Source organism: Pediococcus cellicola (assembly GCF_001438655.1).
Lineage (GTDB): Bacteria > Bacillota > Bacilli > Lactobacillales > Lactobacillaceae > Pediococcus > Pediococcus cellicola.
Map to the genome: position 1 here is coordinate 64,850 of NZ_JQBR01000002.1, position 23,679 is coordinate 88,528.

General features: G+C 39.1%; 26 protein-coding genes. 8 read left to right on the top strand and 18 right to left on the bottom strand.

The window, feature by feature from the left end; all coding sequences use genetic code 11:
* The first annotated feature begins 75 nt into the window (after window positions 1-75).
* Complete coding sequence (locus IV80_RS02170; protein ID WP_057748851.1) at window positions 76-1,470, top strand: FAD-binding oxidoreductase; 1,395 nt, start codon at window positions 76-78, stop codon at window positions 1,468-1,470.
* Between the two features lie 135 nt (window positions 1,471-1,605).
* On the opposite strand, the gene IV80_RS02175 is transcribed toward IV80_RS02170, so the two are convergent.
* From IV80_RS02175 to IV80_RS02200, 6 genes are all read right to left on the bottom strand, one after another.
* The gene (locus IV80_RS02175) at window positions 1,606-3,009 is read right to left on the bottom strand and encodes an amino acid permease (protein WP_057748853.1); all 1,404 of its coding nucleotides are present in this window, start codon (window positions 3,007-3,009) and stop codon (window positions 1,606-1,608) included.
* 291 nt (window positions 3,010-3,300) lie between these two features.
* Window positions 3,301-4,215, bottom strand: coding sequence for an AEC family transporter (locus IV80_RS02180; RefSeq protein WP_057748856.1), 915 nt, complete (start codon window positions 4,213-4,215; stop codon window positions 3,301-3,303).
* 259 nt (window positions 4,216-4,474) lie between these two features.
* The gene (locus IV80_RS02185; RefSeq protein ID WP_057748859.1) at window positions 4,475-5,656 is read right to left on the bottom strand and encodes an NADH-dependent flavin oxidoreductase; all 1,182 of its coding nucleotides are present in this window, start codon (window positions 5,654-5,656) and stop codon (window positions 4,475-4,477) included.
* Window positions 5,657-5,817: 161 nt separating this feature from the next.
* The gene (locus IV80_RS02190) at window positions 5,818-6,843 is read right to left on the bottom strand and encodes a DUF4767 domain-containing protein (protein ID WP_057748861.1); all 1,026 of its coding nucleotides are present in this window, start codon (window positions 6,841-6,843) and stop codon (window positions 5,818-5,820) included.
* 210 nt (window positions 6,844-7,053) lie between these two features.
* On the bottom strand, window positions 7,054-7,725 hold the full coding sequence (locus IV80_RS02195) for an SDR family NAD(P)-dependent oxidoreductase (protein ID WP_057748864.1): 672 nt from the start codon (window positions 7,723-7,725) through the stop codon (window positions 7,054-7,056).
* A gap of 151 nt (window positions 7,726-7,876) precedes the next feature.
* The gene (locus IV80_RS02200; RefSeq protein WP_057748867.1) at window positions 7,877-8,587 is read right to left on the bottom strand and encodes a TIGR00266 family protein; all 711 of its coding nucleotides are present in this window, start codon (window positions 8,585-8,587) and stop codon (window positions 7,877-7,879) included.
* Between the two features lie 170 nt (window positions 8,588-8,757).
* On the opposite strand from IV80_RS02200, the gene IV80_RS02205 reads away from it, so the two are divergent.
* Together IV80_RS02205 and IV80_RS02210 are read left to right on the top strand one after the other, a co-directional pair.
* A complete protein-coding gene (locus IV80_RS02205; RefSeq protein ID WP_057748870.1) occupies window positions 8,758-9,228 on the top strand; it encodes a DUF2975 domain-containing protein in 471 nt (156 codons plus the stop codon).
* A gap of 13 nt (window positions 9,229-9,241) precedes the next feature.
* Window positions 9,242-9,460, top strand: coding sequence for a helix-turn-helix domain-containing protein (locus IV80_RS02210; RefSeq protein ID WP_057748872.1), 219 nt, complete (start codon window positions 9,242-9,244; stop codon window positions 9,458-9,460).
* Window positions 9,461-9,567: 107 nt separating this feature from the next.
* On the opposite strand, the gene IV80_RS02215 is transcribed toward IV80_RS02210, so the two are convergent.
* Window positions 9,568-10,575: an aldo/keto reductase gene (locus tag IV80_RS02215; protein WP_057749438.1), complete on the bottom strand. Its 1,008-nt coding sequence runs from the start codon at window positions 10,573-10,575 to the stop codon at window positions 9,568-9,570.
* A 157-nt stretch (window positions 10,576-10,732) separates the two neighbouring features.
* Complete coding sequence (locus IV80_RS02220) at window positions 10,733-11,035, bottom strand: nucleoside triphosphate pyrophosphohydrolase family protein (RefSeq protein WP_057749441.1); 303 nt, start codon at window positions 11,033-11,035, stop codon at window positions 10,733-10,735.
* Window positions 11,036-11,250: 215 nt separating this feature from the next.
* On the opposite strand from IV80_RS02220, the gene IV80_RS02225 reads away from it, so the two are divergent.
* Window positions 11,251-12,429 (top strand): SAM-dependent methyltransferase, encoded by a 1,179-nt coding sequence (locus tag IV80_RS02225; RefSeq protein WP_057748875.1) that lies wholly within the window; start codon window positions 11,251-11,253, stop codon window positions 12,427-12,429.
* A 61-nt stretch (window positions 12,430-12,490) separates the two neighbouring features.
* Here IV80_RS02225 and IV80_RS02230 read toward each other — a convergent pair whose 3' ends face one another.
* The 6 genes from IV80_RS02230 to IV80_RS02255 form a co-directional block, all read right to left on the bottom strand.
* Complete coding sequence (locus tag IV80_RS02230) at window positions 12,491-13,339, bottom strand: aldo/keto reductase (RefSeq protein WP_057748878.1); 849 nt, start codon at window positions 13,337-13,339, stop codon at window positions 12,491-12,493.
* 160 nt (window positions 13,340-13,499) lie between these two features.
* Window positions 13,500-13,958, bottom strand: coding sequence for a MarR family winged helix-turn-helix transcriptional regulator (locus IV80_RS02235; RefSeq protein WP_057748881.1), 459 nt, complete (start codon window positions 13,956-13,958; stop codon window positions 13,500-13,502).
* Between the two features lie 31 nt (window positions 13,959-13,989).
* Window positions 13,990-14,280: a DUF1330 domain-containing protein gene (locus IV80_RS02240; RefSeq protein WP_057748884.1), complete on the bottom strand. Its 291-nt coding sequence runs from the start codon at window positions 14,278-14,280 to the stop codon at window positions 13,990-13,992.
* A gap of 3 nt (window positions 14,281-14,283) precedes the next feature.
* On the bottom strand, window positions 14,284-14,952 hold the full coding sequence (locus tag IV80_RS02245; RefSeq protein ID WP_371861636.1) for a hypothetical protein: 669 nt from the start codon (window positions 14,950-14,952) through the stop codon (window positions 14,284-14,286).
* Window positions 14,953-14,967: 15 nt separating this feature from the next.
* Window positions 14,968-15,381: a Gfo/Idh/MocA family protein gene (locus IV80_RS02250; RefSeq protein WP_057748890.1), complete on the bottom strand. Its 414-nt coding sequence runs from the start codon at window positions 15,379-15,381 to the stop codon at window positions 14,968-14,970.
* On the bottom strand, window positions 15,381-16,214 hold the full coding sequence (locus IV80_RS02255) for an enoyl-CoA hydratase/isomerase family protein (protein ID WP_057748893.1): 834 nt from the start codon (window positions 16,212-16,214) through the stop codon (window positions 15,381-15,383). The genes IV80_RS02250 and IV80_RS02255 overlap by 1 nt, the downstream gene beginning before the upstream one ends.
* 302 nt (window positions 16,215-16,516) lie before the next feature.
* Here IV80_RS02255 and IV80_RS02260 point away from each other — a divergent pair, with 302 nt between their 5' ends.
* Complete coding sequence (locus tag IV80_RS02260; protein WP_057748896.1) at window positions 16,517-17,395, top strand: hypothetical protein; 879 nt, start codon at window positions 16,517-16,519, stop codon at window positions 17,393-17,395.
* Window positions 17,396-17,541: 146 nt separating this feature from the next.
* On the opposite strand, the gene IV80_RS02265 is transcribed toward IV80_RS02260, so the two are convergent.
* From IV80_RS02265 to IV80_RS02275, 3 genes are all read right to left on the bottom strand, one after another.
* Window positions 17,542-17,895, bottom strand: a complete 354-nt coding sequence (locus IV80_RS02265) for an MmcQ/YjbR family DNA-binding protein (protein WP_057748899.1) — start codon at window positions 17,893-17,895, stop codon at window positions 17,542-17,544.
* Between the two features lie 381 nt (window positions 17,896-18,276).
* Window positions 18,277-19,053: an ABC transporter permease gene (locus IV80_RS02270; protein WP_057748902.1), complete on the bottom strand. Its 777-nt coding sequence runs from the start codon at window positions 19,051-19,053 to the stop codon at window positions 18,277-18,279.
* Window positions 19,054-19,066: 13 nt separating this feature from the next.
* The gene (locus tag IV80_RS02275) at window positions 19,067-19,993 is read right to left on the bottom strand and encodes an ATP-binding cassette domain-containing protein (protein WP_057748905.1); all 927 of its coding nucleotides are present in this window, start codon (window positions 19,991-19,993) and stop codon (window positions 19,067-19,069) included.
* A 142-nt stretch (window positions 19,994-20,135) separates the two neighbouring features.
* Here IV80_RS02275 and IV80_RS02280 point away from each other — a divergent pair, with 142 nt between their 5' ends.
* From IV80_RS02280 to IV80_RS02290, 3 genes are all read left to right on the top strand, one after another.
* Entirely contained in the window at window positions 20,136-20,642 is a 507-nt protein-coding gene (locus IV80_RS02280) for a MarR family winged helix-turn-helix transcriptional regulator (protein WP_057748908.1), read from the top strand.
* A gap of 340 nt (window positions 20,643-20,982) precedes the next feature.
* On the top strand, window positions 20,983-21,576 hold the full coding sequence (locus IV80_RS02285) for a type IV toxin-antitoxin system AbiEi family antitoxin domain-containing protein (RefSeq protein WP_057748911.1): 594 nt from the start codon (window positions 20,983-20,985) through the stop codon (window positions 21,574-21,576).
* On the top strand, window positions 21,573-22,415 hold the full coding sequence (locus IV80_RS02290; protein ID WP_057748914.1) for a nucleotidyl transferase AbiEii/AbiGii toxin family protein: 843 nt from the start codon (window positions 21,573-21,575) through the stop codon (window positions 22,413-22,415). The genes IV80_RS02285 and IV80_RS02290 overlap by 4 nt, the downstream gene beginning before the upstream one ends.
* Before the next feature lie 191 nt (window positions 22,416-22,606).
* Here IV80_RS02290 and IV80_RS02295 read toward each other — a convergent pair whose 3' ends face one another.
* Window positions 22,607-23,542 carry a hypothetical protein gene (locus IV80_RS02295; RefSeq protein WP_057748916.1) on the bottom strand — a complete coding sequence of 312 codons (936 nt, stop codon included), beginning with the start codon at window positions 23,540-23,542 and terminating at the stop codon, window positions 22,607-22,609.
* Window positions 23,543-23,679: the final 137 nt, after the last annotated feature.

Sequence of the window (23,679 nt, forward strand, 5' to 3'; positions counted from 1 at the left end):
TAAGATAAGCTTGTGGTAAGGACTCCAAAATTAACCAAACCAAGTGACTCGAGATTATGCGTTAGGAGTGGAAAAATGTTAGTATTTTATGAATATACCAAAGCAGAAATGTTAGCTTATTTGAAAGAACAGGCGCCCCATGCCGAAATTCATGTTCAAGATGAAGTTAGTCAAAAACATGCCGCAAATGGGCGTGCGACTAACGAAATGGCAGGCAACTTACTCGCTTACGTGGTCGTAAGTGACACCGCTGATATTAAGGGTGTCTTGAAAACTGCCCGAAAATTTCATCTTCCTGTGATTCCTCAAAGCGGTGATACTTCAACCGTTATTGGTGCAGATGGCATCGACGGCGGGCTTATTTTATCAACCGCTAAATTGAATCATATCAAGAAAATTAGTCCTGACGATGGGATTGCTGTTGTGGAGTCAGGCGTAGTAAATGGCGATTTAGACAAGGCGGCTCGTAAACAAGGCTTATTTTACGCTCCGGATCCAGCCTCCAGACCAATCTCAACAGTTGGCGGTAATGTCGCTACTAACGCTGGTGGCATGAGCACAGTTAAATATGGTGCCACTAAGGACGCCGTTTTAGGCCTGAAAGTCATTTTGGCTGACGGTCGCGAACTCACTTTGGGTGGTCAAACTTACAAACAAGCTTTCGGTTATGATCTCACCCAACTCTTCGTTGGTTCAGAAGGCACATTAGGTATCATCACCGAAATTACCGTGCGGCTGTTACCTATTCCCGTTGGTGAAGCCGTCACTGGGATTGCTTTTTTTGAAAACATGTCCGTTTTAGCCACTGCGGTTCGTGACTTACGCATGTCAGGCATTGCGCCAGTCATGTTAGAAGCACTGGATAGCAAAACAGTGGTCGCATTAGACAAGTATGAACATCAACACTATGCAAACGGCACCACCGCCATGTTAATTTTCAAGCTTGATGCTGGTGGTCAAGAAAGTCTAGCGATTGCCAAAAAAGTCTTAACACAAGATCACGCCACAAATATTCAAGTTACGACCGACCCCAAGAAATCAGACGAATTACTAAAGCTTCGCCAAGATATGTTGCCAGCAATATTTATTGACAGTAATCATATTATGGAGGACATGGCAGTCCCGTTGTCGAAACTTGCTGAAATGATGGATTATATTGCTAAAGTTGCGGACGAATTAGATGTGGACATCTACACAGCTGGTCATGCAGGCGATGGCAATGTCCATCCCAGTTTACTGTGGTCCAAAGATGAACCAAATCCACCTGCAAAAGTCATTGAAGCCACTCGTAGATTACTTGAAAAGACATTGGCACTGGGTGGCACGATTTCAGGTGAGCATGCGGTTGGTATGCTAAAAAATCAGTGGACAAATGCTGAATTAGGCTTTGACGTTGACGAATTACAACATGCGGTCAAGCACCTGTTCGATCCCATGGGCATTCTCAATCCCAAACGAAAAATTAATTAGCTACTAGCATCAAGCAACATTTAAAAATTATGCGTAAAAATAAGGAAACTGGAAAAATAAATTTTCTAGTTTCCTTATTTTATGTTTATTGTACTTTTAAAGTTATTCTCATCGTATTCATTTGATCCAATTAGATTACCTATTTTTATCAAGTTTATAACCTCTGTGCCAATGCCGAATCAGGTAAACCAATGTGGCAAGTATTAAAACCATGGCTCCCACAATGACGGAAATTCGTGTGTCCGGATTGATAAACATAAAAATCACAATAACAGTTAACATCACAATCGCAAAATAATTGGAATAAGGAAAAAATGGTAATTTGAATGGATGTGTCCCCATCAAGTTCGCACTATTTTCTCGAAAACGCAGTTCAGCTAACAAAATGACAAACCAAGGCACCATTCCAGGTAAAACTGATGAACTAAAAACAACCACAAATAAGTTAGATGTTGATTTGCTAAAAATCGAAGCGACTGTATCAATCATAAATCCGATCAAGATTCCGCCAGAAATGCCAAGAATGGCCACATTGGGAACGACTCGTTTAGATAACCGACCAAACAGCCTGGGCGCTTCTCCTTCATGAGCTAGCTTAAAAAGCATGCGACTTGATGAATAAATACCAGAATTAGCTCCCGATAAAGCAGCTGTTAAGACAACAAAATTGATGACCGCTGCAGCTGAAGTAATGCCGACTTTTGCAAAGGTTGAAACAAAAGGCGATCCTACCGCACTAAGTTCGTTCCACGGATAAATTGTCACAATCACAAAAATCGCACCCACATAAAAAATCAAAATACGCCAAAGTACCGATTTTACAGATTTAATAATTGCTTCTTGAGGATTGGCAACCTCCCCCGCTGAAATTCCAAGAAGTTCAATGCCTTGATAGGAACCGACAATAATCGACATGGAAAAGAAGAATCCTTTGAAGCCACCAGTAAAAAAGCCACCGTGACGCCAAAGATTGCTGAAACCAGTTGGATGCCCACCATTTCCAAGACCAAAAAAGATAACCATGAAACCTAAAACAATCATCATAATAATCGTGATCACTTTGATCATTGCAAACCAAAACTCTAGCGATCCGTATGCCTTAGCACTAGCAAGATTGGCAAGCACTAGAAATAAAATAATAAGAATTCCGGCAACGAAAGGATTAATCTTTGGCCACCAATATTTAAGATATTCAGTTGCCGCAACCACTTCGGACATGCCGACCACAATGTATTCAAAAACATTAGCCCATTTTGCTAGATAACCTGCGATAGGATGGACATATTCCGTTGCATAATCTGCAAAAGAACCCGTACCGGGATTAATATAGATCATTTCACCAAGGGCTCGCATGACAATATAAAGAATTAGGCCAACAAACATATAAGCTAATAAAACGGACGGCCCAGTCCATTTTATTGTAGAAGCCGACCCCATAAATAGGCCAACCCCAATAGCGCCGCCTAAGGAAATCATTTCCATCTGACCGGCTGTCATTGAGCGTTGCAGTGCTGGCGCATGGTTTCGTTTACGTTTCATTTATTTATCTCCCCAAATTAATTGCTTTTTTGTGATTCGTGCCTTCCTTAAACTTTTTATTCCTAATCCGAAACAGACATGGTCTCATCAAATATGTAGTGAACACACATTTAGTAGGCTATCAGTGGACAAATGTCAAATTAGGCTTTGACGAATTACAGCATGCCGTTAAGCATCTCTTGGCTCTCCTAAAAATGCGTAATCCCAACCGAAAAATCAATTAGCTTTTAGTGTTACATATAATCCTTGTATTTAAAAAGGAAAATTAGTAACATTCGTCAGCCATTATGTTCACCACACCAGTTGCGCCACCCAAATCATGCAGGGAATTGTAACTAACGAAAATAACGTTGAGATGCCCACTACGGCAGTGCTGTACAAGTAATCTTTGCCATAGGTTTTGGAAAAAACCGCCATTAGCACCCCCACCGGCGTGGCTTGCCCTAACAGTAAAGTCATCTTTAGCACTAATAACTGATTGGGCACAAACATTAAAATGAGAAGCGTTAATAATGGCGCGATGACCAACCGCGATAATGTTGCTTTGTATAAATCGATAGATCGTAAAGCCCGTTTCACGTCACCCTCAGCCAAATAGCATCCCAGCGCTACCATCACTAATGGTAAATTCATATTGCTTAAATCAGAAATGGTCGTTCCTATGATATGGGGCAGCTGGATATGGGTTAAAGCCAGAAAAAGGCCTAAAAATAACGCGATAATCGCTGGATTTACAATTAATTTTTTAATGGCGATGTTTTGTTTGTCTTGGGAAATTAAATATAAACCATAAGTCCAAATAATAAAATTGGTTACCCCGACAAACAAACTCATATAAAAAACACTCGCATTACCCAGCACTTGTTTAGCCAGTGGAATCCCAATAAAGCCGACATTTGCAAATACCATGGCAAATTGATTGAGTTCCTGATGATGGGGAAACATAAAATAGGCACCCAGAATGGTAACTATGTAAATAATTCCTAATAAAACTAAAGTGTAGCCTGCATAATGTAGTTGACTGGTTGGAAAATGCCCAGCAAATGAATTCACCAATAAGGCTGGATTCGCCACATAAATCACCAGATCCGAAATCTGCTTGCTACCACGCCGATCTAAAATTTTGACTCGATAACAAATGTAGCCAACCATCATAAGCAAAAACATAATTGCAGTTTGTGAAAAAATTATCCCAATTGAAGTCATAAGACGCCTCCTGTATCCATCAATAACTTTAATCGTCTTAAAGTCCTCTGACAAGTCAAAGTTAGAGAATCACTACTGGTTAGGCATCCTGTCTGAAGGTTACTGCTCACAATTGATCAAATTTAACATAAAAAAAGAGACTAGAAAAACTTCTAGTCCCTTTCTATCGCCGAACTTTAACAATCAAAATCGAGAAAAAAGGGTATGTGCAAAGTCAAAACACCTTTTTCCACGTTTTCATTATGTTTCATTCGAAATTTTAGGCGCCTTCATGTGGTGCTAATTTTTTATCAAATTGATCCTTATCATAATCTGGTTGATTTGAAATATGCATAGCAGACTTCAAACGTACCGTTAAAAAGTTCCACATAGATGGTGTGATTCCTAATTCATCCAAATCACGTGTTGAAATTGTATAACGAATACTATCTTCATCATTTGTTTCAACTTTTTGAACCCATTGTGGTTCCCGTAAGCTTTCACGGCCAATAGCAACAAAGTCAACGCCAGCGTCAATCACTTTTTCAGCATCAGCAGGTGTTTCCACAGAGCCAACCGAAATTAATGGTAACCGACCGTTAACTTGTTTCTGAATTTTCTTGATTAACGGTTCCTTATCAGATTTATCGTTAAGCGAGGTCCGCCATACATAACCCATAGAAACATGCAAATAATCAATTGGCTGTTCTGCCAAAACATCAATAAATTGTAAGGTATCTGCCATGCGAATGCCTGGTTCTTCAATTTCCTCGGGCGAAATACGATACCCGACAATAAATGGGCGATCCGCATACTTTTCCACAGTTTCGTGCACCCGTTTGATAACTTCTAAGGCAAACGTCATGCGTTTTTCAACACTACCGCCCCACTTGTCAGTGCGACGATTGGAATGTGGAGAGAAGAATTGCTGTAACAAATACGTGTTAGCTCCGTGTAATTCAATACCATCAAATCCAGCTTGAATCGCACGTCTTGTTGCTTCACCAAAATCCACAATAATTTGTTCAATTTCATCATTCGTTAATTCCCGAGGAACTTCTGCATTAGGACGTAACGCAGCCACTGCACTCGCACTAACTGGCTGGGTCCCACGTAACACATGTGAATTAGACATCCGACCAGCATGGAAAATCTGCAAAATAGCTTTGGCCCCATTTTCCTTCATAGCTGATGCCATCTTGGTTAACCCTGGCAAAAATCGATCGTCGGTAACGGAAAGTTCGCCTTCAAAACCTTTGCCGTCTTCAGAAACGTTCGCAACAGGTGAAATAAAGAGCCCTGCACCACCGCCATGGATTCGGAAATACCGAATCTCATCACGCGTAACGGATCCTTCTTCAAAGGCAGAAGCTTCTGTCATTGGTGGAATAGCAATTCGGTTCTTGACCTTCACACCATTTTTAAACGTATATGGTTCCAAAAATTTGTACTTAGCAGACATAAAAAAATCTCTCCTTTAGCAAAGTTTTGATAATGTACATATCTATTTTAGTTCATTACTTCACAAAGTCTAATGTTTTAACTCCACGCTTCTTCAAAAAAAGACAGCATAACCGTCTTAAAATGCGATTATCCTGCCTTTTTGCATGAAAAATAATTTACTTAAATATCCTCTTCGTCACGTTTTTTACTTTCATCACCAAACTCAAAATCTTTCATTTGTTTTGCGATCGGCTCACTTTGGTAGGCGTTCTCGTCAAACCAGGCTCCAGCACCGCTTGCCCGCATCATAACCGGAATTTGACGGCCATCATAATAGTGATAACGAACGTATTCAAAAGTCCCTGCGCCGGCACTTTGATGCCTACCGCGAACATTGAGCCACGTTCTCTTTTTAGTTTTAACCCGTGTTAACTTAAAATCACTGATGGTATCGGTCGAAAAACTAGTAATCTTTTTCTCATAGCCATCATAGGCGTACCACGTCCCCTGATAGGCACTTGGCCAACGTTGTGGTGAAGCTTTAACCGCACTTGTGAGATCTGCATTTAGTGCCGTGTTCGTCAAGACCTGTGGCTTAACTCCAGTGACAATTTTGGCGAATCCTGCCTGTAACGCACTGTTCTGTGTATCCTGAATGTCTAAATCATTGCCATTTGTGGTTTGCGTCATAAATACGACCGGTTGTTGGTTATGCAAGCAAAAGAAGTACGTCGTGGGAAAGGCCTTGCGTTGTTTTCCACCACCAGTGGCAACAGCCACCACTTGAAAGGCATTTCCATTCTCCCCATTTGTAGACCAGGTTAAATTGACGGTCTGTTCACCCCACTTTACGTGGCCATTCAAACTACCATCTTTGAGTGCCTTGGGAAATACATTTCCTAAATGATCTGGCTTTTCGTCATTGTAAGTCCCCTGATAACTTTGCTTCATCTGGGATTGCCAATTAGCCATGAATCTAGCCAGCTGGCGTGTTTTGGTTCGATTCCAAACTGTCGCATTCGCTTTACTTGTGGCATCACTCACACTGGTGGATTCTTTTGAAGTTGCCTGAGCGGTAGATGCCTTCTTAACGCTTGCTGAAGTTGCATCTGATGAACGCCGATGATGTGGCCGATTAGCCTGATTTGCCGAACAACCACTCAACAACAAAATAACTATTAATAAACGCCAACCAATTTTTTTCATTTTTTCAATGACCTTTGAAAATACAGGCCATTTTCCCCCTCAAGTGACTTTTTTTAAATAGTCGAATTTTGGTCCTCTACAACGCCAGTATAACATCTGTGAGAGCGGTTAACTGAATCATTTGCCTTTAAAATTTGGTTGCAAGTAGCCTGCCTTAACGTCACGAGAAATTAATCTTCAAATTTCACAAACAAACCTCTCAAAAAATAATTAGCCCTGCTTTAGTTGATCAAACTCAGAGATCTGATTTGCCTGACCACCAGGATAAAAGATTTCCGCCTTTTTTCGTTGTTTCGCCGCCTCTACAAAAGCACTCGCCACTTCTTTTGGTTGCATCCCAGTACCAACATTGGCCAAGCCTTGAATGGTTAACAATCCCACATAAATATTGTGAGGCAAAAGCGCTTCGTGAAGAGATAAGACATAACTTCGCAAGGCAGCCTTTGTTAATGACAAAGTTGTCGTCATTGCACTGGGATGTAAGGCTGCGCCGCCACCCGTAACTAAAATGGTACGCGGATGAACTGTTTTTAAAAATTGTTGGCACGCATCAATACACCCTAACACATTTGTTTTGAAAGTTGTTTCTATCGTATCTAGTGAGGAACTCAATGGATCGTCCAGGTCTTTTTTCCCCACATTATAAATCAAAGTGTCAACTTCTGGCTCACACTGAAAAAGGTGCATCACCTGGGTATGATTCGTCACATCTACTACATGACTAACCGACTGAATTCCGTTTTCGTTAAGTTGTTGTTGATACTTTTTCAAATGGCTTGCGGTTCTAGCCACCATAACTACTGTATTTCCTAATTCACCAAATTGTTGTGCTAACGCCAGGCCGAACCCCGGTCCCACACCTATAATCATGACTTTTTTCATCAATTTACCTTCTTTTCACCGACAATTATAGTCGTATTTAAGTTATTAATCTCTCAAAAAGATAATGTCACATCAACTTTAATTTTTAGACAAAAAAACATGACTAAATGATTGTACGCATCTAGTCATACTTTGAAGTATCTGTAAGTTTTTAATCTGACGAAGAAGAAGTGGGGATAAATGGTTCAATCAAGTTCGCCAAAGCTTCAATATTGCGGGTTTGGACATAAACACGTCCGGTGCCTTTAAAATGATTGACCAATCCTTCTCCAGTTTTAAATCCAAAGGTCCCGCTATCCACATCAATGCCATAATCGAGCGTACTTGACCATGCCACTACATGACTATTATCAATCACATAATCTGAAGCACCATCCAAATCAATCGGTAACAAATCTCCATAGGCACTAATCAACATGCTTCCGGTGCCCTGCGTTTCCATAATGTAGAGCCCACCCGTACTACCAAGTAGCGCATTGCTGGCTTTTTGACGTACCATCTGATAGCCCGCATTCGCATCTACGGCCAAAAACGCACCCGTATTTAACCGCCACTGATGCGTATCATCCAACTGTAATTCTCGAATGAGGCCCGGATTACCCGGCGCAATCGCAAGTTCCCCACCATCTTCTGAACTTGAAGCCGTTGTAATAAAAAAGCCTTCTCCAGAAGTCATTTTTCGACCAATGGCACTCATCAGACCACCAAATCCCTTTTTCCCATTAGTATTCATGTGCCCTTCTAAATTAACTTTTTCATTATGATAAATCATGGAGCCAGATTCAATTTGAACACTGTCTCCAGCGTTCAAATGTAGCACTGCCACTGGAAACGGACTGTCACCCTTTAATTCGTAATTCATAAAAAAGCCCCCTATATATTAAGCGATCCAACTCCTGTCATTATAGCAATTTTATTAGAATTTTGTCTCCCCCACATGGCATTTGCTTTTATTGTTTTTTGATAAGTATATATTGTTTATCGATATGCTAAATGCTATACTCAATCTATCAATATACTGAGGTGATTTCTATGAAATTTCGTCGCACAATCTTAGATTTAGCTTTATTATTTATTACTGGTGTGATTTGGTTAATGGGATTTTTGTATGTAATTCAGGTTTCGACCTCCCGTCAACTTGAGCATCCTATTGTGATTAGTCTCCTAGGCATTACCATGTTAGGAACCGTTATTTTTGGTACCCAAATCATGTACTTCCTACATCGCATGCTTGCCCTGATTGCCAATCATAAGGCTTTTTCGTTAGCATCCATCAACCTGGTCAAAAAAATTCGCCGCGACATTGGTTGTATCAGTCTTTGTTTTCTATTTGCGATGCCTTTTTTTGTCACCGCAGCTGATGCTGATGACGCACCGGGAGTCGTTTTACTAGGTGCAGCCGTCGTTTGTGCCCCCTTTGCTATCTACGTCCTTTCTCAAATCATCGAGGATCTCTTTGTCAGTGCCTTTCACCTGCAAAAAGATCATGACTTGACCGTTTAGGAGGCAGCATAAAATGGCAATAAAAATTGACTTAGACGTGGTCATGGCACAAAAAAAGGTGACCGTCACACAACTATCGCAAGCTGTCGGCATTACGATGGCCAATATCTCCATTTTAAAGACGGGCAAAGCCAGAGCCATTCGTTTTTCTACTTTAGAAAAAATTTGTGAAGTTCTAGACTGTCAGCCTGGTGATATTTTGAAATATGTACCGGATCAAGCAGTTAACTAAAAAATCCGCACTCTTAAACAACCTCTACCTAGATATTGCAGCTTGCCAAGTGGGCAGGTTTTCAATATCTAAGTAGAAGTCCTATTTTTATCCCATATTAAATACGATTATTTCTTTTCATCAATTAAGACTGTCCCCTGATCTGGATTATGATCAATCGCACCTACAATTTCATGAGGAAAATACGGCGCTTCTAAGTAATCAACATCTTCTTTAGTCAATTTAATCGATAACGCCTCAACGGCATCATCTAAATGTTTCGCTTTCGTTGAACCCACAATGGGCGCCATTACTCCTTTCGCCCATTGCCAAGCTAATGCAATCTGGCTCATAGAAACATTGTATTTCTGGGCTAATTCATCGACTCGTTTCACAATTCTGAGATCCTCGGTTTCTGCACGATCATACTTGCCCATTGCCACGCGATCCGTTTGACTGCGCAAGGTATTAACTTGCCATTCACGATGACTCAAATGTCCTGCGGCTAAGGGACTATACGGCATCAATGAAACACCCCATTGCTTGCAAACAGGGATTAATTCACGTTCATCTTCGCGATACAACAAATTATAATGATTTTCCATTGCTTGAAATTGTGCCCAACCATGATCCTTTGCCACTTGTTGCATACGATTAAATTGATAACCATACATTGCTGAAGCCCCAATTGCGCGAACCTTTCCAGCTTTAACCAAATCGTTGAGGGCGGCCATGGTTTCTTCCACAGGTGTGTCATAATCAAATCGATGAATAATGTACAAATCTAAGTAATCCGTGCCCAATCGTTTTAACGAGCCATCGATTTCACGATGAATGGCCTCACTAGAAAGTCGACCAGGATTGAAATAGACTTTTGACGCTAGCACAACTTTATCACGCGCCACATTATTTTCCTTTAACGCCCGACCTAAATATTCTTCACTCGTACCCTTAGAATAGGTATTAGCTGTGTCAAAGAAATTAATTCCCAAATTTAAAGCATGTTTGATGATTTTTTCACTATCTGGATATTCAAGACTCCAATCATGCATGGTTCCTGGCTTACCAAAACTCATGGCACCAATACAAATCTTGGAAACTTCAATAGCTGTTTTACCTAATTTTGCATACTGCATAGCTGTCTTTGTCATCATAAAGCCTCCCATACTATTTACTTTGAATTCTACTACTTGAAGTAGACTTCAAGTCAAGTCCTATCGTGCAACCAAGTTAAAAGAGAGCTCGCACCATCTTCATGTTCACGCACCGTTTTTTGCTATCATCATTTGAAGATTATAGTTGCTCTTTTTCAGTCAAAAACTTTTTCAGTTCAGATTCAATGTCAACATCCAAACGATCAAATAACTCAATTAGCCACCAGATATTTTCGGCTAATTTATGTTCCAATGTGTACGGCGTTTCGTCATAATAGCGCCCATTCTTGGTCATCACCAGCCTATCTAAATTGCCAATATCGTTGGATAAAGCCAATAAATCCTCGTCAATTGTCCATTCAGTCCCATGATTTGCCCGCTCGAGTTCATGATAGCGGGTCCGAATTGCCTGACTACGTGTGATTAATTCTTTTAAATCCATCTTTTTGCCTTTCTTGTATCCCATTTGTGATCACCTCAGTATGACATCTCTACTCCAGATGAGCCAGCCATAACTATCCGCTCTTCATTTTTAACAACCTCGCTTCAAGAAATGTGTCTCTCAATAAAAATAGTTGTTGAATTTCATTTACTTACATATCTTGTCAAAAAAGGCTAAAATAATTTTGTTAAACTTTTGAAATGGAGTGAAAGTACGTGTTAGAAAAAACAGTATACAAGAAATTATTGAGTCACGCCTTTGATTTTCCCGTTACCGTCAACTATTGGGACGGCCAGTCTGAGACTTATGGCGATGGCACCCCCAAAGCCGAAATTGACATTAACAAGAAATTATCAATGAAAGAAGTGGCCAAACATGCTACTTTAACATTGGGCGAAGCATATATGGACGGCGATATCGATATCAAGGGTTCCATCCAGCAAGTGGTAGCCGCTGCTTACCGGCAATCTAGCAGCTTTATGCATGATAAAAGTTTTATGAAATTCCTCCCGAAGCAGGGACATTCCGAAGCTGAAAACAAAAAAGATATTCAAAGCCACTATGATATTGGTAATGATTTCTACAAATTATGGCTAGATCCAACCTTAACTTATTCTTGTGCTTATTTTGAAAATAAAGATGACACTTTGGAACAAGCGCAGTTGAATAAGATTCATCATATTTTAAAAAAATTAAAACCAGAACGTGGCAAGACATTACTAGACATCGGTTCTGGATGGGGAACGCTGTTGTATATTGCCGCCGAAACCTATGGCTTGCATGCTACCGGCGTTACACTCAGTCAAGAGCAGTACGACTATACAAAAGAACAAATTAAGAAACGTGGTTTAGAAAATTTAGTTGAAGTGAAATTAGAGGATTACCGCGAAATTAAAGGCCAGTTTGACTATGTGACAAGTGTAGGTATGTTTGAACACGTGGGCAAAGATAACCTTCCTGGATACTTTAAAAAGGTAAACGAACTCTTAAAACCTGGTGCACGTGCTTTAATCCATGGCATTACGGGTCAGCATAACGGTGCTGGTGTAGATCCGTGGATTACTAAATATATCTTCCCTGGTGGTTATATTCCTAGTGTTTCCAAGAACCTTGATTACATGATTGAAGCTGATCTACAAATTGATGATTTGGAGCCCTTACGTCGTCACTATCAAAAAACACTTGAGATTTGGGATCACAATTTTAACCAAGTACGTGACCAAGTTCGTGACATGTTTGATGAACGCTTCTGTCGGATGTGGGATCTTTATCTTCAGGCAGCGGCTGCTTCGTTTGAAGCTGGCAACATTGACGTCATGCAATTCTTATTAACCAAGGCACCAAGTGGCGATGGCCTACCTATGACCCGTGATTATATGTACACCAAAAATTAGTTTTTAAAAACCGTATCTCGAATTATTTCGAAATACGGTTTTTTGATAATTCCTATTTAGGTTAAATCATGCGTAGACTTTGCTTGCTGTCCGGTGCCGGAAATTGCGTATCAATCTGTTGCATTTCTGCTTTGGATAATTTAATTTCACCGGCGGCGATATTTTGTTTCATATGCTCTAGATTACTCGTCTGTGGTATTGCCATGACATTGTTTGCTTGAATTGTCCATGCCAACAAAAGTTGCATCGGCGTGACTTGATGTGCTTGGGCAATATCTTGAATGATTTCATTTTGCGTCAAATTTTGTCCACGAGAATCGCCCTGATCAACGGGTGAGTATGCAATCAATGGCAATTTTTGTTGCCGTTGCCAAGGTAGCAACTCATATTCGATCCCTCGATTAGCCAAATTGTACAAATCTTCATTGGCAAAAACTTGCTCTCCGTTTGGTAAAGCATAAAGTTCTTTCAAATCATCAGTGTCAAAATTGGAAACTCCCCAATGACGAATCTTACCTGCTTTTTGTAGTTCAACCAAGCCAGCCACAGTTTCTGCCAAAGGTACAGATCCACGCCAATGGAGTAAATATAAATCAAGATAGTCAGTTTTTAATCGCTTTAAACTGCGATCCAGTGCTTGTTTCATTTTAATTTTAGTGGCGTTTTGTGGATAAAATTTACTGATGAGAAAAACTTTTGAACGATCAAATTCCTGTAAGACATCCCCTACTAATTTTTCGGCATTGCCTTCGCCATACATTTCCGCTGTATCAATGACAGTAGCGCCATGCTGCAGTCCATAAAGAATCGTGGCTTTTTCTTGTGCGTACATTTGTGGCTGGTCGCCCATATGCCAAGTGCCAATTCCAATAGCTGGCAATGAAACGCCCTTAAAATTGAGTTCTTTCATCCTATTTATCTCCTTTCCAACAAGTTTATTTTACCTCCACAACGCTGCCAATTCCTAATGAAACATTGTTTATTCGACACTTTATTATAATTCTAACTTAGAGATGCAAAAACACCTTACCATCGGTATGTTCTGATCACATGATGACAAGATGTTTTATTCAATCAAGTTTGTTCAAGTTATTGTTTATTCGATATAAAAAACTGTTTAATTGCGACGTTTCTTCTTCGGTAAATCCAGCTAGTGCATCGTTATCAACCTTATTTAAAATACTACGAGGCCCATTTTTAATTGAATTCATCAAATCCATACCCTTTGTGGTAATGACAACTTCCGTTTGCCGCCTATTTTTTTCATAAGGACGGGTCATTACTAAATCCTGAACGGACAATCTTTTAACGATTCCCACCGTTGTCGGATGACTGAGTTCAAATTTGGTTTCGATTTCTTTTTGCAACGCACATTTAGTCGTTTCTTCACTCAAGTAAATCAATACCAGATATTGCGTATTGGTTAAGCCAGCAACCAATTTATTCGTTGCTTTAGTAAATACAGTGTCAATTTTGTTATGCACAATCTTAATATTATTTCCTACGTACGCTGTACATAGATCTTTCATGTCATCACTCCGAATACAATTGTTTATAAATTCATTTTACACCTTCCGTAATAAAGACTCGATAATCTGCGCCTTTTAATCGATGCTTCATTGCTTTTTGATAATCTGGATTATTATATGCAGCTTTGGCAGCTTCCATTGACTCAAAAGGAACAATGGTCACGCCATCAACTTTTGGGCCTTCAAGTGTCTCTACCCTCCCATAAAATGCCAAGGGTTGTTTTGCTCCCGTTACTTTTACTTTACTTGATTCTTCCTCATACTTTTTAAGTTCTTCAGAATCAATAATTCGATCCCATACATAAACCATATAAGCCGTCATGAATTATTCACCCTTTCGTAATTTTTTGTTTGTGGAAATAATTTTACTGATAAATTCGTGCATTTTCACTGCTGTGTCAAAAGAGGGTGTCGTATGTGTTTCATTCAATAAATCGCGCGCAATCGCCTGATAATAATAACCAGCATCTTGCACACTACTATCTAAATTATTTTTAGGAAGCGTGTCATACTTATTAGGGATGACAAGCGTTGCAAATGCATCATGATCTTTATTCAGTAAAAGCAGCTTGTTGTCGGCTTTATTTTGATAGGCACGTGTATTGGTTAGTGTTAGTACCCCATCATCACCGGTGACTTCTAGTTGCATTCCCGAAATATTATTCTGGGCACCTTCTGCATTAATCACAAATAATTGTTGAGAGTTTTGCAAAGTACCCATTACCGTGACATTATTAGGCAAAGTATACGGTACTTTTTTTGATTTATTTTCCTTATCAAACAAAGTTGTTTGCTTAAATTGATTAGCTGTTAGGCCAAAAATTAAATTAGGTTGCCCAACCAAATGAAAAAGCAAATCCGCAAAATGTCCAACATCTACCGTCAACACATCAGTATAATTTTCAGATTTTGTTGTCCATTCATAATTTTCAGGCATAATTCTCGCAAAAGCTTCCACACCGATGGAAACACGAGCCGAACGAATTTTGCCAATCTTTTTTTGATCTAGTCAATCTTTAAAATAACGTGCACTTGGCGAATATCTTCTTTGAAAACCAATAAAAGTTCGTACCTCATGCACCTTTGCTAAATCCACTAGTTCCTGTGAATGCCTTTTATTAGTCGTCAAAGGCCACTCGGTATAAACATCCTTATCAGCTAAAATAGCTTTTTTAGCATATTGAAAATGTGTAGGTGCTGGAGTCGTTACCATGATCAAATCTAATTCATCATTACTTAATAACTCATCCTCATTATTGTAATAAAAAGGGACTTCATGTTCTTGCGCAAAATCACGTGCTTTACTAATAGAACGACTCTGGACTGCCAATAATTTAAATTGTGGTAACAAATTTAAGATTGGTATGACTCCGTATTGAGCCCACGTTCCAATCCCAATCAAGCCAACTTTAATTGTCTTCATTATTTTTGTCCGCTTTTTTTTCCAAACATTTCTGGTAAATTAAGTTCTACTTCATCTTCACCATATTTTTTGGCAAGATCTAGCATTTCTTGCCCGCCTGCTTTAGCTTCCGGCCAATCATCAATTGTACGCAAAATATAATTTGACTGGAACAATTCACCGTTAGTAGGCACTTTAGCACGTGCATTGATCATTTTCTTACCCAGAAGGAGGGAACGTTTAGCAAATGATGCAACTCGACGCGCAAACTTATCCACAAATTCATCCAATTCAGTATCGTCGAGAGCACGATTTACAAACCCATATTTTTCACCTAATTCACCGTTATACGCATCCGCACTAAGTACGATTTCAAGAGCCCGACTGCGACCAACCAATGAAGTCAGCCATTCAATACCGCCGCCTCCAGGCATTGAACCACCACCAGCTTCCACTAAAGCAAACTTAGCTTCTTTTTTGGCAGCAAAAATCATATCTGTTGCAAGGGCAAATTCAAAGCCCTGTGCATATGCACGACCACGCACTTTGGAAATTGTAATAATTGGGCTGTTAATTAAACGCGTTACAAAATCAGGCCACTTATAGAAAAATGGTTGGGCCCCAGGTTCATCCGGAACTTCCAAACGTTTGGCCACATCATGATGACCCATAAAGAAATCTTTATGACCACTTTCAAAAACAATTACCTTCAAATCTTGATCTTTTTCTGCTACATCCATCAAGTGATTTAATTCCGCAAAAGTCCATGGATCAAATTGATTACGTGGTGGATTGCTAAAAATTACACGCCAGTACCCTTTTGTTTCTTTAACTATTTTCAATTGTTTTGTCATTAAAATGCATCCTTTCATTATTGTAGCTCGCTACGTTATATTTACATTGTAGCTAGCTACAATGTGAAAGTCAACATTTATAACTTCTTCAATTAAAATCAGTGTCAATTAAATAACAGAAACGACCTCCAAAGTCAGACCATCAATCTCACCTTTGGGAGTCGGCTCCTTATTTTGCTTGTACCTAGTATAACTATTTTTGAGGCTCCAAAATTCATGGTACAAATCATCCTAAAAAGTCTGTTATACTTGTATAATGCTGAAATTAAAGCTGAACGTTAGCTACTTGGAGGAGTTATATTATGAAAAAATTAGTTGTACTTTTTGCAGGCATAATTCTGCTGTTTATGACTGGCTGTTCAAATGGAACGCAGGCTGCTCACAAAATGAGTTCTGCCGAAAGTTCAAGGAAATTCAAAAGAAATGTTGATCAAAAAAAACTAGAACAAGTCAGGCAAAGTGTCTATGATTTATTTATTGATGAGCAGCATAAAATGGTTGATCCGGATACAACAATAAACACAATTAACGTTGTTGGAGAAAAAGTTTCAAACTTGCACGGTGTTAAAAAACAGAAACAAAAATTATTGAATTTAGTTGCTTATGCTAAGAAACATCTTGCTGCAGCTCAAAGTTCCCAAGAAAGCGTCAATAAAGAAATGAATTCTGAATCAAAAGAAGACAGTTCTCGTCAGAAGGAGTCAATTTCATCAAGCATGGCGGCAGAATCTTCCAAAAAGCTCGAATCCGAAAGAGCTGAGTCATCATCAAAAGCCATTTCAAGTGCCAAAAAAGTTTCCAAAGCTAATAAATTAAATAATGAATACCCACCAATCTCAAGCGTGTTCAGCATTGATCAGTTAACTTCGTACTCTTCAGATGAATTGTTTGGAAAGCAAGTTAGAGTTTCGGGTACAATTCTAGACCTCGGTGCAGACAATTTTAAAGAATATCACATTTTATTACAAATCAATGATTCCACTTCTAAGTTATTAATCGTAGTAAGTAATAAAAAAACCAAAAAACTGCAATTAGATGATAATTTAACCCTATACGGAATTACGACTGATACCTCCAGAATAAATCAAACTCAAATTAACGTTGGTATTTCAGAATCCTATAAAAACGAAAAAGTTGTATTATTTGAACCTGACAAAGTTGTAAATCATGGTATTAATTAAATCAAGTAAGTTATTAGCCGGACTTGGCTTAAAATAATTCTAAAAGCCCCCAAGATTGATGAAAGTACCAATCTTGGGGGCTTTACTATTGCAAAAATAAAAATAGCTGAAGACTCCACTCCTTTTTGTGTGATTATGTCGAAATTCTATTTCGCCGTTAGTTCAAAACTTGCAGTAATCAACTTTGCTATCTGTTCACTTGTAACTTTGTTAAGTCTGACAGTAATCCAATTGCGCTTGTTCATGTGATACGCAGGAAGAAAGCCGTCGAAGGTCCGCATTATCTCAATTTCTTTCGGTGGAAGTTTCACGTCTAAGATTTCTTCTTCTGCATCCCCCGCCAATCCGATATTTGAATGACTAACGTTCATCGCTATTGCAAACCACTTATTGTTATCACGATGACGTAAAACTGCATATGTAGGATACTTTCGCCATAGGTACTCTGGCTTTGTTTGGTATTTCTTGTCAACATAGTCAAAAACCTCTTCTCGCGTCATTTTCCAACCTCCTTTATAATTACCACTCCGGTGTTGACTTGCCTAACACCCAAATTTTGGTATTGCGCCCGCTGTCACACCAACTATTTAAAGCACGGCCCAATTTTTTGAAACGCCTATACGCTTTTTGCTATTTTTAGTGCCTCTTAGATGACTGATCCCTAATTTTATTTCACTGATTCGGTCCTTATCATGAATAATACACCGCTTTCACGCCAATTAAAAGATATCAAGGACGCGGAGAAAAATTTGTTTTGCCTTTGAGCATAGGTCGTTTTTTCGATTCCCACTATTGAAGGTCAGAGACAGAGAAAGACTGGGATTTTTTCCCAGCCTCCTGAATTTTAATAAAAGTATCTACTTAGAACTCGCAGTCAGTTTCTACCCACGTCGCTGATAAACCAAAACGGTTAAAGGCATAAAGATTAAAATAATGATCCCGCCACTTATAAATACCATGGTGGCATTACCACCCCAGTTTCCAGTCCTCAAAATGGTTCTGATTGCCGTAATGGTTAAACTAACCGGATTTATTTTAACGATCGTTTGAATAAATCTGGGCAACGTCTTTACTGGAATGAAGGCATTTGATAAAAAGGTCATCACCAAAATGATGATCATGGATAAACTGCCGATCAATTCCGCATTCTTAGCCATGAGCCCGACTAAGGCAAAAATCCAAGAGGTTGCCCAACCAATAAAAATTGCCAACAGTAGCACTGCTCCTAAAGTTGGCAAGCCAACGGTCGGTCGCCACCCCATCACAAAGGCCGTGATTAAAGCCATCATCCCCGAAAGGAGAAGTCGCAAGCTATCGCCAACTAATTGACCTGCCAACGGGGCAATTGGCGAAATCGGCAAAGTTTTAAATCGGTCAAAGACCCCAGCATTAATATCTTCACGCAATTGTTGTCCAGAACCCGAGGCAGCATTTAAAATGCTTTGCACCAGAATTCCCGATACCAGCATTGGTAAATAGGCGTGCACACTACCTGCAATGACACCGCCAAATAAATAACCGAACAGCAACGTAAAGATCACCGGTTCAATCACAACATCACTAAGACTATCTGGATTATGCAGCGTTTTAAGTAAGTTTCGGTGGGTCATTGTCAGTATATTGTGCACAATTTGATTTTTGGTTGCTACCATTTTCATAGTTTGTCTCTCCTTAATTTTTGCCAACAGTCAGTTTCAAGAAAACATCATCTAACGGCGGCGTTTCCACAGCAAAATTATTGATGGCAATAGCTGCATCTTGAAGCCGGCCTAAGATTTGCGAAACCTTTCGCATTTTCGTATGGTCGAGTAACACGGTCAACGTGCGGTCATTGACACTAACCGGTAGAGCCAATGTATCCTGAATAAGCTTTTTGGCTGGCTGTTGCTCTTGTAAACTTGTGACTTCAATTCGAAGTTGCATGCCACCTATTTGTTGTTTCAAATCATTTGGCGTCCCCCCGTGATCAATGAGCGCAATTCGATCAGCCAAATGATCAGCTTCCTCCAAATATTGGGTGGTTAACAACACTGTCGAGCCTTCAGCCACCAGCTTTTGAATTGCTTGCCACATTTGCATCCGTGTCCGTGGATCCAAACCAGTAGTCGGTTCATCTAAAAAAAGGATTGCGGGTTTGCCGATCAGACTGATTGCCAAATCTAAACGACGACGCATGCCACCGGAAAAAGTAGCCAATGTTTGATCCGCCGACTGCGTCAAATCAAAATCGGTTAATAATTCTGCAGCACGCGCTTTGGCAGCGGTATGCGTTAAACCATTTAATTTTCCAAAAATCATTAAATTTTCACGCGCAGTCAAATCTTGATCAATTGCTGCAGTTTGACCCGTTATACTAAACTGTTGCCGTGCTAAACGGCTCTGGGTCAACGTATCAAAGCCATTCAGCAAAACATTACCTGCATCTTGACGTAATAAAGTCGTCATCATTCTTAAAATCGTAGTTTTCCCAGCACCATTGGGTCCCAGTAAACCAAAAATCTCACCTTTTTTAATTTCAAACGACACGTTTTTCACAGCAACTTTGCTACCAAATTGTTTTTTTAAATTATTTACTTGAATCACACATTCTTGATTCATATTGCGACCTCCTTATATTTAATCAGGTGACCTGACTAAACATATAGTAAGGGTACCTGATTAAAATGTCAAGTCAGGCATCGCCGTAAATTTTAGAATGTTGTATACTTAAGAAAACACCGAATGAATGGAGTGATACAGCGTGGCAAATGAAATTAAAGCCGAATTAGCCGCTGGAAAGTTAGCCGAATACGAACAACTCAGCAAAATCTATGATGATATTGTCAAACAGGCGCGCCCTCGCTTGACTGTTGAAGGCCAGGGTAAAATTTTATTAGCCTTAACGGATGAGGATCACCTTTCCCAACGCCAGCTTGCCACTCGTTTGGGCATGTCACCCCAATCCACGAGCGAATTTGTCTACAAACTGGTTAAACGGGAGTTAGTAACTTTAACCAAGTCCCCAAAAGATCGTCGGGTCAACTTAGTCAACTTAACCCCCGCAGGCCGACAAGAAATCGAATCTGCCGCCCAAGAGGTCCCTCCCTTTGTACGTACGCTCTCGGATACCGAATTAGAACAACTATCAGCGCTCATGACCAAAATCACAACCGCCATGTATGCCGATATTGATGCAGCTAATCCCACATTGGGCGTGAAGTTCCATAAATTATTCGCCAGTCGATATTTAAAACAGTTTAAAAAATAGCTATCAATTGCAAGTAGGACTGCAATTGATAGCTATTAGTTTAATCAATACGTGACCAAATGCTGTCGCTTCTTATGAGTTGGGTATTGGTATGGCCGTTTCATGGCATTTCAAATCGGATGATCTCGTTCCAGTAAATTACAAAAAATTTAGGAAGGCTAGACACTGAAAAGAAAAGACATAATCTCATGAAACAAGAAAATTGCTCTCCTACCAATGACGGGAAGTTATTTATAAATCAAGCCGAAACATAGTCATACTGAAAGTTGCAAATTAACTTTTCAACCTATATACTATAAATATAAGAAAATATAGTATATAAGGGGTGTGATTAATAACAATGAATACCTTAACTCAACTGGAACATGACTACCCAACGTTCATTTACAAAACCGCACAAGCATACGGTTTATCCAAAGATGAAATTCATGAACTATCAACTGATGGCACCATTAAAAAGATTGGTCGTGGTATCTATATTTTCCCAGATTACCTGCTCGATGAATTTAGCTTGATCAGTCAAAAATTCTCGCGCGGTATCTTCTCGTTAGTTAGTGCTTTAATCATTCATGACTTGACTGATGAAATGCCACTTCATTATGATCTGATATTCCCACAAGGATATCATCCTAACGCAGCATCACTGAAGAAGTATCATATTAAAGCCAGATATCTATCAAAAAAACGCTATTTACTTGGTATCGAAACCGCCCAAACCGAAAATGGCGGTACTGTTCAAGTTTATTCAAAGGAACGCACGTTATTAGATGTTTGGGAATCAAAACAAATTCAGCCCTACATCAAGAATGATGCGCTTAAAAAATATCTAGCAAGTTCACCCAGCGCAAAAAGGCTTAAAAATTTAACCGAAATCAAGGATGAATTATACCCAAACAGTACCTTGCTAAAAGTAATGGAGGTCTCCCTGCAATGAGTGAAGTTGATAAAGTTCTACCAATGATCAGCAAACGCGCCCGTAAGCTTGGCTACAATATTCAACATTTTCAGAAACTCTTTTTTCTAGAACACTTTTTAAAGCAGATCTCTGAATCTAATTATCGCCGTTACTTTGTTCTCAAAGGTGGTTTTGAAATCCAAAGTCTTGTCGGAATTGAAAATAGAATGACCCAAGACCTTGATGCAATCTATATTGGACCAGCCTTGCAACCAGATAAATTAGCAACCGTTTTGCATGAAGTCTTCGAGCAATCTACCGATTATGTCAATTTTACAATTAAGTCGATTGAACAAAAACAACTTGATGATGATTATCCCGGAATTCGTGTCAACCTGCTGGCACAAATGGGAAAAAGTAAAGTCAGTGTAAAGCTGGATATTTCAAAAGGTAATCCCTATGAGACGATTCCAATCATACTTGATCATCAAAGTATTTTAAACGCCGATGAAAAGTTTCCAATTTATGGCATCCCCGTTGAAAAAATCTTGGCAGACAAGTTATCAGCATTTCTAAATCATGGCATGTTAAATACTCGTGCTAAGGATTTATTTGATGTTTACTCATTGTCCATTCTCTATCGAACTGACATTGATCTTGTGCTTTTAAAAAAAGAATTTTTCAAAAGTGCGGAGTTTGATCATATCCCAGCCAAAACGATTGAAAATCGCTTAACTGAAATCAGTGCCTTATCCGATTCTGAAAGCTTACACGCTTCATGGCAACAGTACCAGCTACAATATGACTACGCACAGTCAATCAGCTACACAACTGCACTAGAAGCACTTTTCAACTTAATGAAAGAAATTGAGCATTAATACACAGAGAAATAAAATTAAATTCTACCTGACTTTCAAAAAAGCATCGAAAAAATCCATTTTATAGATTCTTATTATCTGTGCAGTCAGAAACGACTCGAAAGCAACATGCTAACATCACAAAAAGTACACTGAAGTGCTTCATAATTATAGTTTTAATCGACATTTAACGTGAGTATATTCTATTTTGTTCATTCGTCATCGTTTTTCATAATCTTTTGTAGTTTTTTGTAAAAATCCATCTGCTGTTTAAACAAATTATCAAAATTAACCGGGTATTCCTTATGATCAATGAAACTGATATAGCTTATTTCGTTACCTTGTATGGTTGAGGATTCTATATCATGGGCTAATGAGTTCCTAAGATTAATCCATTCTTGCTTTGGAGCCTTTTCATTGAAAAGTTGCTTAAATAGCTCATTTCGTTTATTAACACTTCCTCGAAGCCTATTATCAATTTCCTTTGACAAAATTTCCTTGCTGAACTTGCTAATTGCTGTTTCTTTTGGAATTTTAGAAACAATTGCAGACTTTAGTAAGCTTTCACTAATAATAAACGATGATAGAATTAATGCTTTTTTAGTCAGAGTATCAGAAGTATTACTAACTTTTAATGCTATCTCGGATATTGTTTTCTTATAGGTCCCAAATTTAAGGGGGTATTTTCTATAGTTTTCATATTCACTTTCAAGATAGCCATTCTCTAACATGTTATTCCAATACTTTAGCTTTTCTGGTAGTTCATGTTCATATTCCGTCCCCGATGGAATTCCATAATAATCAAAGACAGCAGAAATAATTTCATCTGACTTACTGTCCTTACGTCTTGGAAACTGAATGACCATTTCTGAAATAATATTGCTCTGTGTTGTGATTTCCAATTTGTCTAAATCGCAGTCCTCAACAATAGATGTATTCTGAAATACTTCTTGTCTGAGAAGCTCAAAATACTCTGATAAAAATAATTCCTCGCCCCAGGGTAATTGAATGTCAAAATACGCTAGCAGATTTTCTTCTTCGTCCTGCCTAAATCTATCCCAATCAACATAATTACCAAATACAAAATCATCATTCCCAGTTTCTAACTCCGGTTCTATATCCCAATCTTCATAATTAAACTTACGCATAACATTTCCTCCCTTGTACTACACTTTTTAGCATCTAGTCAAAAAATCGTGGAAGGTTTTCAATCACTCTTAAGTGACTGAAGACTTCCACGATTCTTGGTGGGGCTTTTGGTGGAGAAACTTTCAGATTCAACAAC